Origin of the sequence: Bacillus sp. FSL K6-3149, from assembly GCF_038630515.1 — a bacterium.
In the GTDB taxonomy this organism is placed as follows: Bacteria; Bacillota; Bacilli; order Bacillales; family Bacillaceae; genus Bacillus; species Bacillus pumilus.
Genome location: NZ_CP152034.1, coordinates 2,957,995 through 2,972,169, shown reverse-complemented (window position 1 = coordinate 2,972,169; position 14,175 = coordinate 2,957,995). Strand labels below are relative to the sequence as shown.

At 39.2% G+C, this 14,175-nt stretch carries 14 protein-coding genes and 1 other RNA gene; 10 read left to right on the top strand and 5 right to left on the bottom strand.

Going from position 1 to position 14,175, the window contains the following annotated elements; genetic code table 11:
* Nucleotides 1–14 precede the first annotated feature (14 nt).
* Nucleotides 15–467: a YppG family protein gene (locus tag MHB83_RS14955; RefSeq protein ID WP_137055056.1), complete on the top strand. Its 453-nt coding sequence runs from the start codon at nt 15–17 to the stop codon at nt 465–467.
* Between the two features lie 20 nt (nt 468–487).
* Here MHB83_RS14955 and MHB83_RS14950 read toward each other — a convergent pair whose 3' ends face one another.
* Nucleotides 488–907, bottom strand: a complete 420-nt coding sequence (locus tag MHB83_RS14950) for an Hsp20/alpha crystallin family protein (protein ID WP_003215994.1) — start codon at nt 905–907, stop codon at nt 488–490.
* 167 nt (nt 908–1,074) lie between these two features.
* Between MHB83_RS14950 and MHB83_RS14945 the strand changes: the two genes are divergently transcribed.
* Nucleotides 1,075–1,581: a PTS glucose transporter subunit IIA gene (locus tag MHB83_RS14945; RefSeq protein ID WP_342496441.1), complete on the top strand. Its 507-nt coding sequence runs from the start codon at nt 1,075–1,077 to the stop codon at nt 1,579–1,581.
* Nucleotides 1,582–1,633: 52 nt separating this feature from the next.
* On the opposite strand, the gene MHB83_RS14940 is transcribed toward MHB83_RS14945, so the two are convergent.
* The 4 genes from MHB83_RS14940 to MHB83_RS14925 all read right to left on the bottom strand — a co-directional run bounded on the left by MHB83_RS14940 (nt 1,634) and on the right by MHB83_RS14925 (nt 6,806).
* Nucleotides 1,634–2,752, bottom strand: a complete 1,119-nt coding sequence (locus tag MHB83_RS14940) for an NADH-dependent flavin oxidoreductase (RefSeq protein ID WP_342496440.1) — start codon at nt 2,750–2,752, stop codon at nt 1,634–1,636.
* 607 nt (nt 2,753–3,359) lie between these two features.
* Complete coding sequence (locus tag MHB83_RS14935) at nt 3,360–4,664, bottom strand: (Fe-S)-binding protein (RefSeq protein ID WP_137055059.1); 1,305 nt, start codon at nt 4,662–4,664, stop codon at nt 3,360–3,362.
* A gap of 1 nt (nt 4,665) precedes the next feature.
* Nucleotides 4,666–6,075 (bottom strand): FAD-linked oxidase C-terminal domain-containing protein, encoded by a 1,410-nt coding sequence (locus MHB83_RS14930; protein WP_310024855.1) that lies wholly within the window; start codon nt 6,073–6,075, stop codon nt 4,666–4,668.
* 23 nt (nt 6,076–6,098) lie between these two features.
* Nucleotides 6,099–6,806, bottom strand: coding sequence for a FadR/GntR family transcriptional regulator (locus tag MHB83_RS14925; protein ID WP_050943872.1), 708 nt, complete (start codon nt 6,804–6,806; stop codon nt 6,099–6,101).
* Nucleotides 6,807–7,093: 287 nt separating this feature from the next.
* On the opposite strand from MHB83_RS14925, the gene MHB83_RS14920 reads away from it, so the two are divergent.
* The 8 genes from MHB83_RS14920 to rnpB all read left to right on the top strand — a co-directional run bounded on the left by MHB83_RS14920 (nt 7,094) and on the right by rnpB (nt 14,122).
* Nucleotides 7,094–8,425 (top strand): MFS transporter, encoded by a 1,332-nt coding sequence (locus tag MHB83_RS14920; RefSeq protein WP_050943873.1) that lies wholly within the window; start codon nt 7,094–7,096, stop codon nt 8,423–8,425.
* Between the two features lie 84 nt (nt 8,426–8,509).
* Nucleotides 8,510–9,688: an iron-containing alcohol dehydrogenase gene (locus tag MHB83_RS14915; protein WP_050943874.1), complete on the top strand. Its 1,179-nt coding sequence runs from the start codon at nt 8,510–8,512 to the stop codon at nt 9,686–9,688.
* Nucleotides 9,689–9,825: 137 nt separating this feature from the next.
* Nucleotides 9,826–11,250 (top strand): NAD-dependent succinate-semialdehyde dehydrogenase, encoded by a 1,425-nt coding sequence (locus MHB83_RS14910; protein ID WP_310025058.1) that lies wholly within the window; start codon nt 9,826–9,828, stop codon nt 11,248–11,250.
* 72 nt (nt 11,251–11,322) lie between these two features.
* A complete protein-coding gene (locus tag MHB83_RS14905) occupies nt 11,323–11,514 on the top strand; it encodes a hypothetical protein (protein WP_050943875.1) in 192 nt (63 codons plus the stop codon).
* Between the two features lie 953 nt (nt 11,515–12,467).
* Entirely contained in the window at nt 12,468–12,704 is a 237-nt protein-coding gene (cotD, locus tag MHB83_RS14900; RefSeq protein WP_080984739.1) for a spore coat protein CotD, read from the top strand.
* Nucleotides 12,705–12,753: 49 nt separating this feature from the next.
* A complete protein-coding gene (locus MHB83_RS14895; RefSeq protein ID WP_199800961.1) occupies nt 12,754–13,296 on the top strand; it encodes a DUF1273 domain-containing protein in 543 nt (180 codons plus the stop codon).
* A 75-nt stretch (nt 13,297–13,371) separates the two neighbouring features.
* On the top strand, nt 13,372–13,677 hold the full coding sequence (gene gpsB, locus MHB83_RS14890) for a cell division regulator GpsB (protein WP_003215578.1): 306 nt from the start codon (nt 13,372–13,374) through the stop codon (nt 13,675–13,677).
* Between the two features lie 61 nt (nt 13,678–13,738).
* An RNA gene (gene rnpB / locus MHB83_RS14885) (RNase P RNA component class B) lies at nt 13,739–14,122 on the top strand.
* Nucleotides 14,123–14,175: the final 53 nt, after the last annotated feature.

Genomic DNA, 14,175 nt, shown 5'->3' with positions numbered 1-14,175 from the left:
GAGGAGCGAGATATATGATCCCTTATTCAAACCAGCAGCCGTATGAATTCAATCCATTCAATCAAGGGCCATTTCCGTATCCAGAAATGCAGCAGCAGCCTCCGCAGCCTCCAGAATATTTCATGCCGCCACATCAAGGTGGAATGAGCCAGGCATCACCTGCTGTCTATCAGCCGCCTTATGGATATCAAGAAAATGTGCCGCCTTTTCAGCCGCCCGAAGCGATCAATCAACCCCAGATGCAGCCACCAGGCATGATGCCCATGCAGCAGCCTATGAACCCTTATCCTTTGCCAAGACCGCAAAAACAGCAATCATCTCAATTTAAAAGTGTGCTATCGCAATTCAAAAAAACGAATGGACAATTCGACTTTAACAAAATGTTTGATACAGCTGGGCAAATGATGAGTACGATGAATCAAGTAGGCTCATTAGCGAAAGGATTTACGAGCATTTTTAAAGCATAGTTAAAACCCAATAGAAGGATCTATTGGGCTCTTTGCTTTGGTGCCGTCACACGAAGCGTTTGATCTTTCCACACGCTTTTCATGTTCGTTTCATCTATTTTTGCCGGCATTAAAATGGTTTTTGTAAAGCTCGAATACGAGGAAGTTGTATCCGTTTTAATTGTTTCCTGTACGGATAAGTGTAAATATTGGGCTTTTACTTCTAGTGCGATATCGCCTTCGACAAAATGGTCGGGAAATTGGATTGCGATATACACAAACTGCTCATCCTCTGTCACATCGGTCGTAATCGATGCAAGTGAATGCGATGTGGTCATGAGTGCCTCCGCACTATTTAATATCTCATGAAACGGGGAGGATGCGAAAAATTGTTCAATCGCTTCATAGAGAATATCTTCATTTGCCAGCAATTCATGTTTCTTTTCGCCTTCATGTTCCATTTGAATCACCTCTCATCTACAGCCTATGCAGAAAGGACTCAGGCGGTTATCAATTGATGAGAGGAAAAAATTATGATTAAATAGTGTTGAATGAAGCAAGGTGTATGAGCGCAGCGTTTCATACACGGAATAGATATAGAAGCAAAGCTTGAAGGGAGCAATTGACATTGCTGAAAAAATTATTCGGTTTCGGGAAAAACCAAGATGATGTAAAAGAAGAAATCATTTATTCTCCAGCTGATGGAGAGTTAATGGATATGACGGATGTACCAGACCCTGTTTTTTCTCAAAAGATGATGGGAGACGGCGTAGCAGTCAAACCAAATAGTGGCACGATTGTGTCACCAGTAGAGGGTGAAATCATCCAGCTCTTCCATACAAAACATGCAATTGGCATTCGAACACTCTCAGGGCTTGAGCTTCTGATTCATATCGGACTTGAAACAGTGGGATTAAATGGTGAAGGATTTGAAGCGCACATCAAAGAGGGCGATAAAGTGAAGATCGGTGACCCTCTCATTACGTGTGATTTAGAACTGATTGAAGAGAAAGCGGCAAGTACAGTGACACCGATTGTCATTATGAATGGTGACTTGATCGAGCATCTCGATAAAGAACCAAATGGATCTGTTGAAAAACAGACATCTAAGCTTTTTACCGTTAAATTAAAATAATCAGGACACAAAAAAACTACCCAATCGTTTGAGGGTAGTTTTTTTGATGACATTAATCTTCCATCGGAACCCAGCCTTGACTTGCTTCCATAACAGACCACAATCCTTCTGGAATCAAATATTGATCTTTTTGGCTGCGTTTAATAACAGTTTCAATCTCGCTTTCTCTGCCTTCTTTAATCTTCTTTGCCCAATCTGGGTCGACGATTAGCTCACGTGCGACAGCGATAAGCGGAATTCCTTGGTTATAGGCACTTAGTGCATCTTCGGCTGTAATGACGCTGCCTACACCGATGAGCGGAAGGTTATCGCCGCAACGATCTTTTAGCAGCTCCATACGCGTCTTATCCGTATCTGCACCGCGTCTTGCTTTAGAGTCAATCTCCATTAAAGAGATATGCAAATAATCAAGGTTTTTAGTTTTAAGAACATCGACTAAGGTAAACGTCTCTGTCATCGTTAAACCAGGCGTTTCTGGTTCTTCAGGGGATAATCGATATCCAAAGATAAACGGGTTTTTCGCATGCTTTTCAATTGCTTCTTTCACTGCATCCACAACAGCGATAGGGAAAGCTAGCCGCTTTTCTTCATTTCCTCCCCACTGATCTGTCCGCTGGTTGCTATGCGGAGAGTAAAATTGCTGTAATAGATAACCGTTTGCACCGTGGATTTCCACGCCGTCAAATCCTGCTTCGACCGCTCGTCTTGCCGCTTCTTTAAAAGAGTCAATGATATGAACAATTTCCTCTTCTTTTAAAGCGCGTGCAATCTGTTTTCCATCTTTAAACACGTCACTTGGCGCAACCACATCACCATTTGGAACTAAGTGAGGGAGAGCCTGAGAGCCGCCGTGATGAATTTGAATGATGGCTTTTGTTCCCTTTGCCTGAATCGCAGAAGCTAGTTTTTTCAGGCCGGGTATATCTTCATCTCTTGCGATAGAAGGCTGTCCTTCAAATGCCTTACCATCTGGAGTCACGTTCGCACATGCTGTGATCACCATGCCCATATCACTAGATCTAGCTGTAATGAAATCAATTTCCTCTTTAGAAATAGTGCCATCCTCGTGAGAACCGAAGTGTGTCATTGGCGCAACGACTAACCGGCCATTAATAGACGCACCTCCTGGAAACGTAAATGGTTCAAATAAAGGCTCAAAATCTTTTTTCATACGATTTCCTTCTTTCTTGAAATGTTTTCTCTTCTGAAGTGTAATTGATATGGTTACATGCAAACAAATAATTTGCTCAGAAAAACATTTCAAAAATTGTCGTCTGGTCATGCAAACAAATAATCGGTGCACTAGAATTAAGAGGTGGAACGTAATGGAAAGGAAAATAATGACTGATCTTATTGATGAATTAAAAGCAGATGAACAAGTTGTACATTGGCATGAAATAAATGAGAACACCGCAAAGACATCGATAATTTCGCAGCAGGTCGCTGAAAGATAAAAGTCGTGTTAGAAAAAAGGACGTGAGTGAGCTCTATATACATCAAAAAGAAGCCAATGAGCGTGTCATGGCAGGGTGGGGATGATCGGAAATCAATTAGGAGATGAAGATGCCCATAGCATGCAGGGAGAACTTTCCTATGTTTGTTGATTCGTCATGGCTTTATTCTGAAATGAAACCCACAAAAAGTGGGTTTCATACAGTAAGAAATAGAGAGAGGTTCATTCTTTAAAAAAGAAAGAACTTAGAAGGGGCTTGGGATGAAATCATTTCAATCTTCTTTTGTTTTTGGAATTGATCATGATCAAATAGTGAGAGAGAAGCTCATGAGATCCCAGAGGCTTCCGCTAAATATTCAATTAGATGCAGGGCACGCATAGAATGAGAGAGACCTTCACGTTCTATACCAAGTTTCATCTGCAATAGGCAACCTGGATTGGTTGTGATGACAACGGTTGCGTTTGTAGCTTTCGTATGCTTCATTTTTTCATCAAGAATCTGCATGGAAGCATCATAATTTACGATATTATAAATGCCTGCTGATCCGCAGCACATATTTGCTTGCTCCATTTCGATAAATTGTATTCCAGGGATACTTTTCAATAATTCCAAAGGTTCTTGATTTACTTTCTGAACATTGGTCATATGACAGGAGTGCTGATAGGTCACCCTTTCGCCATGACGGGGCTGTAAGTCTGGCAAACCACCGCAAGCGACAAGTACCTGGCTTATATCTCTTGATTTAGCAGAGAAAGCAGCAGCTTTTTCGGCCCACTCTTTGTCATTCGAAAGTAAATGTCCGTACTCATAAAGCTGGGCGCCGCAACCTCCTGCATTATTAACTATAAAATCGGCATTTATTTGTTCGAATGCGAGAATATTTTGCTTTGCTAGGTGACGTGCTTCGTCCATTTCTCCAGTATGAGCTTGTAGTGCTCCGCAACAGGTTTGTTTCGGAACCACCACAACATCACAGCCTACTTCTGAAAGTAACTTTATAGATAGTTGATTTATAGTGTGGAACATAGAGTCCATTATACAGCCAGTAAAAAATGCAACAGTATATTTTGCTTTTAGCTTTGCCTTCACTTCGGTTGATGCTCGACTACGCTCTATAGGGGAAGTAGGAGTAGGAATAATCGACTCAAATTCGCCTAAGTTATATGGGGTATTTTTCATAATGCCAGACGCCCGGGCAGCTTTTTGTAATCCGCTTGTTTTGTATAGCCAGATAGAATGACCAGCTACATTCATCATCTTTTTGTTCGGAATGACTTTTTTCAGCATCACTTTTCGTAATAGACGTACTGGTAAGGAAAATTTTTTACGTTTTACAATTGCTGCACGTGCCGCTTCTAGGATCGAACCATATTCTACACCTGTGGGACAAGCTGTCTCACACGCCCGGCAGCCCAAACACAAATTGAGTGGTTCTTCAAGAACGGATAAATCTGTAATCTTTCCTTCACCAACCATCTTTACTAGATTAATCCGACCACGAGGTGAGTGAGTTTCTGTACCGAAAGTTACATATGTTGGGCATACAGGTAAACAATAGCCACACTGAACACAATTTTTTGTTTTGTCATACTGAAGTTCTTCTCTTAATTCATTAAGTGGTACCGTCATGTTATCTCAACTCCAATTTTTGTCCTGGCTCAGGGAATATCTTACCAGGATTCATAATATTGTTCGGGTCCCATGCTTTTTTTATACGTTTCATCATATCAAGTCCAACTGCACCGAGTTCCATTTCCATAAACGGTGCTTTCATCGTTCCAATCCCATGCTCACCTGAAAGTGTCCCACCAAGCTCAACAGCAGCCGTAAAAATTTCTGCAACAGCTTGTTCAACACGAAACATTTCTTCCTGATCTGTTTTATCACAAATAATATTCGGATGAAGATTACCATCACCAGCATGACCAAACACAACAAGGTGAATACCGTATTTATCACGTATGTTCAGTAATCTTTCACACATTTCAGGTATTTTACTTCGAGGGACGGTAGCATCCTCAGAGATTTTAGTTGGCTTAATCCGCGCGATGGCTGGTGATACAAGCTTACGAGCTTTCCAAAGCTCTGTTTCCTCGGCTTTATTCTTTGGAATTGTTACTTCTCTCGCCCCTACAGTACGGCATAATAAAGCCGCTTGTTCCATTTCTTCTTTCAGAGAGAGGGGGTGGCCGTCAAGTTCAATTAATATAAGTGCTGCTGCGTCAGTGGGTAAACCAAGGGGTTCAAAATTCTCGACTGCTACAATAGAAGACTGATCCATTAGCTCCATTTTAGATGGCAAAATACCGGAAGAAAGAATTTTGGAAATGGCACTTCCAGCATCAACAAGGTTATCAAAAATGGCCATGATGGTCCCACTGGCCTGTGGTTTAGGAATGAGTCTCAATATTGCTTTTGTTATAATACCAAGTGTTCCTTCTGAACCCACAATGAGTTTCGTTAAATCGTAACCGGTAACATTCTTTACTGTTTTACCGCCGGTTTTGATGATTTCTCCTTCCGGGGTAATGATTTCAAGACCAATGACATAATCTTTTGTCACGCCATACTTCAGTCCTCTTGGGCCACCTGAGTTTTCTGCTAAATTACCAGCAATCGTAGAAACGTGAGAACTGCTTGGATCCGGTGGATACATGAGTCCTTTTTGTTCGGCAGCTTTATGAATGTCTGATGTCAATACACCTGGAGAAACAATTGCAATAAGATCTTCTTCATGAATTTCAAGCAAATCGTTCATAATAGATAAATCTATGACAATCCCTCCTTTAACAGGAAGAGGACCTCCACTTAGGCTCGTTGCCTGACCTCGTGGGCAAATAGGTATTTTTTCGCAATTAGCAAACTTCACAAGGGAGGCTAATTCGTCTACGCTTTTAGTCTGAATGACGATATCGGGTAAATAGGTTCCAAAAGAACCATCGAATGAATAACTAAAACGATCACTTTCATCTATGAGTATTCTCCCCGTTTTTATGATTGCTTCGATGTTCTCTATATGATAATCGGTCACTACTTTCATTTAATCCTCATCCTCTCGTTTTGCTATAAAGTGTAATCTTTTATAAACAAGCTTATTTTCTCTTCTGCATTTTTCAAATGAATCATAGACAGAACTTTGGCTAACTCAGGCTCTTCTGCTTCGATTGCAAGCAAAATATCTCGATGTTCTTTGTAGACAGCTTCTCTTTTAAGTTTTAACTCTGTATTTGGGCGAAGAGTAATTTGTAATGTTTTTTCATAAAGGGAAGCTAGGTTATTTTGTGTTTGAATCATAATAGGATTTTGTGTAGCTAAAGTAATAGAGTTATGAAAATCTATATCTTCCTTTCTAGCAGTTGTAGTATTCTCGATTGATTTTTTCTCCCATTCGTCTAATATTCTTTTCATGTTTTCAAGTTGTTTTGGCGTGCGACGGAGGGCAGCTAAGTAAGCAACTTCAGGCTCTAGCACTTTTCTCATTTCAAAGAGATATTTAATATTGTCAATATCATCAGTTTCGATATGAATTCTTTGAAGTAATGTTGAATTGGCAGAATCTTCTACGTAACTTCCCCCACCTTGACGTGAATAAATGACACCTGCAGCACGAAGCATGCTTAACGCTTCTCGAATTGGAACTCTGCTTACTCCAAATTGTTCAGTTAGTTCCATTTCGGTTGGCAGCTTTGAACCTGGAGGAAACTCTCCATTTTCAATCATAGTTAATAATTTACGAGCAATTATCTGCGAAACTTTTTCTTTTTGAGACACGATACCATCCTCCATAAAATTTTAATTTGTATGATGAATTTTAAATTTTAAATTTACAAAACGTTCATTTATGTATAAAATGATAAACAAACTTACTAGGTTTTGCAATAGTTGTAATACAAATTTTCAAATTGCGACAATTTAAGCATTGCTTTCAATGTTTTTGAACTGAAATGAAAGCACTTACAAATTTGAATATTTTAAAGTTCGTGGCTTACTCCACTTTATATATATTGAAGTTCATCATTTCAATACTTACACGCTTTTATACATTAGGAGGAATGGGTATGAACAATGCAGTTTCATTAGAAAAGCAAACAACTCGAAAAGTCACTAGACGACTCGTACCATTTTTAATTATTCTCTATATTGTTGCGTTCCTTGATAGGGCAAATTTAGGTTATGCTGCTTTAGAAATGAATCAAGCATTAGGACTAACGAGTCAGATGTTTGGAATTGCTTCTGGTATCTTCTTTATAAGTTATTTTTTGTGTGAAGTGCCGAGTAATATCATGTTAGAGAAGTTCGGAGCAAAAAAATGGATTGCACGAATTCTTATAACTTGGGGGATTGTAGTTGTTTTAACTGGATTCGTTCAAAATGCTACACATTTGTATATCTTACGTTTTGTACTCGGTGCATTAGAAGCGGGATTCTTTCCGGGAGTTATTTTGTATTTAACTTATTGGTTTAGAGCAAAAGAGAGAGCAAAAACAATTGCTATGTTTATGACAGCTATTGCTATTTCGTACATTATTGGAGCTCCACTTTCTACATGGATTATGGATAACATCCAATGGATGGGGCTTGATGGATGGCGTTGGATGTTCGTTCTTGAAGGTGTACCAGCTGTTATTTTAGGGATTGTGACGTTATTTTATTTAACGAATAGACCAGACCAAGCAAAATGGCTTTCGAGCGAGGAGAAACAATGGTTAATAGCTGAATTGGAGAAAGAAAGAGTAGAAAAAGCAAAGGTAGATGCTGACAAAAAACTAGTTGGACACAAACAAACCTTAACTAATCCACGAGTATGGTATCTAGCAATAATTTACTTTATGTTTAACATTGGTATATATGGTGTAGGCTTTTGGCTACCTCAAATTATTAAATCTCTTTCGGAAGTCCTAACTAATGTGCAAATTGGATTACTTACAATGATTCCTTATATCGCAGGAGCCATTGTAATGAATATCTGGTCTCGTCGTTCTGACCGTTCAGGAGAGAGACGTATTCATGCGGCTATTCCGTTGATTGTGGGCTCATTAGGACTGTTTGCATCTGGAATGACCTCAAATCCGTTTCTTTCAATTGCATTTATGGTTATAGCTGTATCAGGCATGTACAGTTTCTATGGGCCTTTTTGGTCTTTGGCAACTCAATTTTTAAGTACTTCAGCTGCTGCTGTAGGAATTGCTGTTATTAATTCAATTGGAAATTTAAGTGGATTCGTTGGACCTTATGGTATTGGGATGATTCAAGATGCCACAGGAAATGTAAGTGTTGCATTGTTCTTCTTAAGTGGATCTTTGCTAGTAGCTAGCGCTCTGTTGTTTGCAATGCGAAAAAGCCAATTAAAAGTTTCACAAGATAATTCACATATCTCAACAAATCAATAATCTTTTCGTTTGATTCAAGTTCAATAGATTTGAAGAATGAGTTTTACTAAACTCAAAATGATTACTTATGGGGAGTTGTTAACAATGTCTTTAATGCCATACACATATTTTATGCCCACGCGAGTAGAATGTGGCAACGGAATTTCAAATAAAACGGGAGAAATGATTAGTGAATTAGGGATTAAGAGAGTACTGATCGTTACAGATAAAGGTATACGTTCAGCTAATCTTTTAGAAGGGATTGAGAAGTCACTTCAGGCTGTTCATTTGGAATATGAAATATATGATGAGATAGAGCCAAATCCATCAGATGATACGATTCATAAAGGAACAAACTGTCTTAAACAGCATAAAAGCGAGGCTGTATTAGCTGTCGGTGGTGGTAGTAGCATCGATACAGCGAAGGGGATAGCCGCAATGGCTACTAACCCTGGTCATATCTTTGATTATGAAGGGGTAGGAAAAATCACCATACCGCCTCTACCTATCATAGCCATTCCCACTACAGCAGGAACAGGAAGCGAAGTAACAGCCTCGACCGTTGTTACGAATAAAGATACATTATTTAAATTGGCAGTGATTAGTCCGAAGTTATTTCCAATTTTAGCTATATTAGACCCTGCTCTTACATTGCATCTCCCACAAGGGATTACAGCAGCAACAGGGATGGATGCGCTAACACACGCGATAGAATCATATACATCTAAATCTGCTAGTCCTGTTAGTCAAGGATTTGCTATACAGGCTATAAAAATGATTGGTGAAAATTTAACTAAGACTTATTTTGTTGGAACAGATATAGAAAGCAGGGAGAAAATGCTTGTTGGCTCAATGATAGCAGGGGTGGCATTTTCTCAATCACTTTTGGGAAATGTCCATGCCATATCTCATACGTTTGGTGGAGTTTTTAATATTCCTCATGGTATTGCAAATGCTGCATTATTGCCGTTCGTAATGAAATATAATTTACCAGCGTGTGCAGAACAGTATAAAGATATCGCAATTGCTTTAGGAGTAGATGTTAGCGGATTATCTACTCGATTGGCAGCAGAAAAAGCAATTGAAATTGTTATCCAAATGAATCAGTCGATGAATATCCCTCTTAATATAAAAGATTTGGGTGTTTCACTTGATTATTTACCAAAATTAGTAACCGATTCGATGAGAAGTGGTAATGTATTAAGAAACCCTAGACTGACAAAGGCTGAAGATATTCACTTGATTATTGAAAAAGCATATTATGGTGCGTTAGATGAGATGTAATCTACAAAAGATTGCAAGTGTAATGACAAACTAGACGCCTGAAATTTAGATTTTATAGCAGTGCTTGAAGATAATTTATTTAAGGGGGAATTTTTTTGTTAAAAGTCAATTCTTTAGTTGAATTAGAGAAATTAAAAATGTATGTCAATGGTGAATGGACAGCTGCATTAGATGGAAAAACATTTTCAATAACAAACCCATCAACTGGTCAAATTATTGCTCAAGCTCCAAAAGGGGGGCATCAAGAGACAAAGCTGGCGATTGAAGCTGCAGATCATGCTTTTAAATCCTGGTCCAAATTAACGGCAAACGAACGTGCTCACTATTTACTGAAGTTGTATGATCTTATGCATGAATATCAAGATCAATTAGCAGAAATCATCAGTTTGGAAATGGGAAAACCTTTTACGGAGGCAAAAGGAGAAGTAGCTTTTGCAGCTAGTTATTTACAATGGTTTGCTGAAGAAGGAAGAAGGATTTATGGAGAAACGATTCCTGCTTCTGCTGTTAACAAAAGGTTAATGGTTATCCGCCAGCCAATTGGTGTCGTTGCAGCAATTACTCCATGGAATTTCCCTTTAGCCATGATGACTAGAAAAGTAGGTCCTGCGATGGCAGCTGGGTGTACATCTGTTGTGAAACCAGCTGGACAATCTCCTATTAGTGCGATTGCGTTTGGAAAATTGGTAGAAATGGCAGGAGTGCCAAAAGGAGTTGTAAACATCGTAACAGGTGCTTCAGGCCCAATTTCTGATGAAATTTTTGAAAACCCAACAGTTAGAAAGATTTCATTTACAGGATCTACTGAGGTTGGGAAATTATTAGTGACCAAGTCTGCTGCACAATTGAAGCGGTTGTCATTGGAACTTGGTGGACATGCACCATTTATTGTTTTTGAAGATGCTGATTTAGAAGCTGCTGTTACAGGTGCGGTTGAAAGTAAATTTAGAAATACAGGGCAAACGTGCGTATGTGCAAATCGAATCTATGTCCAAAGCTCTGTTATAGATAAGTTTTCAGAACTTTTTGTAGAAAAAGTGAAAGCTCTTAAAGTTGGGAATAGTATTGATCCAAGTGTACAAGTTGGACCCTTGGTAAGTCCCGAAAGTTTAGAGAAAGTGGAAGAGCATGTAAATGATGCTGTTTCTAAAGGAGCTCGCCTTCTTTATGGCGGACAACGCCTTAAAGGTGAATTGTCTGAGGGGTTGTTTTATGAACCTACCATTTTGGGTGAAGTAAATTCAAACATGCTTATTACGAGTGAGGAAACATTTGGGCCAGTTGCTCCAATTATTCCATTCGAGACAGAAGAAGAAGTCGTTCGATATGCAAATTCGACAGAATATGGTTTAGCTGCGTATTTCTATACAGAAAATCTTAGTCGATCCGTCAGAGTTTCTGAAGCTCTAGAATTCGGGATTATTGGTATGAACGATGCAGTTCCTGCAGTTGCTCAAGCTCCATTTGGAGGAATTAAAGAGAGTGGAATGGGGCGTGAAGGCGGACATCAAGGGCTGGACGAATACTTAGAAGAAAAATATATTTCCATGGGTATTAAATAAAAAATGGTGTAATGACGAATAATAAAAAAACATTGTAACGATCAATATTCAAGATACTTCTGAGAAATTCTTATGAATGATAGTGAAAATGTTAGCAAAATAAATGAGGAAATTGCAATAGGAACTGAGCAGGCTGCTGCGCGTGTGAAGCAGACGGTGGTTTCAGCAGATCAATCGAGTAATGCGCTACAAACAGTTACAAAGAGTACGGATCAGTTGGCAGTAACCTCTAATAAATTAGAGGAAAGAAGTCAAACTCTTTAATGGATGATATCCGAAAGAGTTCTCCTGTTTTCGGATAATAAAGTTCTTTGATTGTAACCGTATTTAAGATCATAATGATCTTAAATACGGTTTTTTATTGTGAACATGGCAAAAAGAACGAGTAGGCAAACAGAAGAGGAAATTACACGATAAGTGTAGCTTTGAAATTTAGGATAAGGGGCGCAACTTAATTATCCTTATACACATACATGGAATATCAGTTCGTAGACTCTGCCAAAATTGTCTCACCCGTTCAAACTTTTAGAAACAACTGTTCAGCTGGTTGCAATTGTTTATTTGCTTCATACCGTTCTCGGACCAGATGTTTTTAACAACGAGTGTTCCAGTTTTTCTCTCCCCGATAATATCGGCTCGTCCAATGAAACTCTCGCCATATAATAGAGGCAGTACAGCGTACAACAGCAACAATACGAGCTTCGTGTCATAGCTGACGGAGAACCTCTTTGAGTTGTGCTACATGATCTCTGCCTCATCGGGATCAAGAAAGCGCAACAAGGCATTTAAAAGAGCTCAGAACGGTTGATTTTGAGCATACCAGTTAAAAAAAGTATTGAGCTCTCGAAATATGTTGAGCTCGAAAAAAGAATAACTCGTCTACTTCGGAAAGCTGGACAATGAAATTATTGCCCGGGAAAGCGCAAAACATGACAACGTTCGGCTCTCGGCCGGAAATAAAAATTGTTTAGCACTTTTATTGTAGAAAAGTCATGAATCCTGTAAAATAACGTTAGATATTGAATGAGGAGCGTAGAGCATGTATAAAGGTCTTTTCTACTTGTTTTTTCTTGTTGTCATTTTGGTCGCATTTGTGTTTTCAAACTATAAGGATGTTTTCCTTGCAAACTTTTAAAATAGGTTAATGCATTAGTACATGTACACCTCTTAATTCATACATTGTTAATGTAAGAAAATTAAGGAGAGGGGAATGCTACATGTACCATCATCATCATTGCCAACCGAATGTTACACAGCCAATTGTTCATCCGACGAATCATTGCTGTACACACAGTGATTCAACAACAATTGTGCCGCATATCCATCCGCAACATGTGACAAATGTTCACCATCAAAATTTCAAACATGTTCACTACTTCCCGCATACGTTTTCTCAGGTGGACCCGGCAACACATCAACACTTTAACTGCGGTGGACCTTGCTGTAACAGATAAAGTGGAATGGGACTTTTATAAGTCCCTTTTTTTAAAAGCAGGTGAAAAAATGAAAATTATTGCTGTCACAGGGTACAAGCCATTTGAGCTTGGGATATTCAAACAAGACGAGCCTGCACTTCAATACATAAAAGCGGAGCTTCAAAAAAGGCTGACAGCTTTAATTGAAGATGGCCTCGAGTGGGTTCTCATATCAGGCCAGCTAGGGGCAGAAATCTGGACAGCTGAAGTGGTATTTGAGCTTCAAGAGGAGTATCCAGCGTTAAAACTTGCCGTCATTACGCCATTTTATGAACAGGAAGAGCGCTGGAATGAACAAAACAAAGAGTTGTATGAAGGAATTCTTGCACAGGCCGATTTTGTAGAAAGTGTCACGCATAGACCGTATGAAAGTCCGGCACAATTTAAACAAAAGAACCGTTTTTTTATTGAAAAAACAGATGGACTCCTCGCCCTTTATGATCCGGAGCATGATGGCTCGCCAAAGTACATGATCAAAGAAGCGGAAAACTATACCGATTACCCCATTATGTACATCACAATGGATGATTTGAGAGCGCAAGTTGAGGCGGAAGATCCGTTTTTTGACTAAAAGCAAGAGAAAATTTGACAACGTCACGTATTTCTGAAAAAATATACTATGAATTCACGATATGAGGTGAAAAAGATGCTTGCTGATAAAGTAAAGCTTTCTGCAAAAGAAATTTTAGAAAAAGAATTTAAAACAGGTGTCAGAGGATACAAACAAGAAGAAGTCGATAAATTTTTAGATATGGTCATTAAAGACTATGAGTCCTTCAACCAAGAAATCGAAAAGCTTCAACAAGAAAACCTCCATTTGTCTAAACAGCTTGAGGAAGCCGTTGAGCAAGGGAAAAGACAGCCTGCACAGTCTAATACAACAAACTCTGATATTTTAAAAAGACTATCTAACCTTGAGAAACATGTTTTCGGCAGCAAACTTTATGATTGAGCCTTACTGAAAAAAGCTTGTGCCTGATGTCATTGTCGTTTATAATAACGCTTGTTGATTAACGTTCGGGTAATCGCTGCAATGCTTTTAGACATTGCAGAGGAAAGTCCATGCTCGCACGGTGCTGAGATGCCCGTAGTGTTCGTGCCTGGCGAAAAAATAAGCCAGGGCAGCCTGGGAAAGGCTGACGGCAGGAAAAATGCCTACGTCCTTTTAGGATATGGCAAAGTATCCTTGAAAGTGCCACAGTGACGAAGTCTCACTAGAAATGGTGAGAGTGGAACGCGGTAAACCCCTCGAGCGAGAAACCCAAACTTGGTAGGGGAACTTTCTCAAAGGAACCAAACGGAGAGAAGGACAGAGAATTCTGTAGATAGATGATTACCACCTGAGTACGAGGCATTTGCCGTTTGCAGTACAATGGAACAAAACATGGCTTACAGAACGTTATATCCGTTATGATAAACATGATGAAAACAAAGCTCTCCTATTTCAACA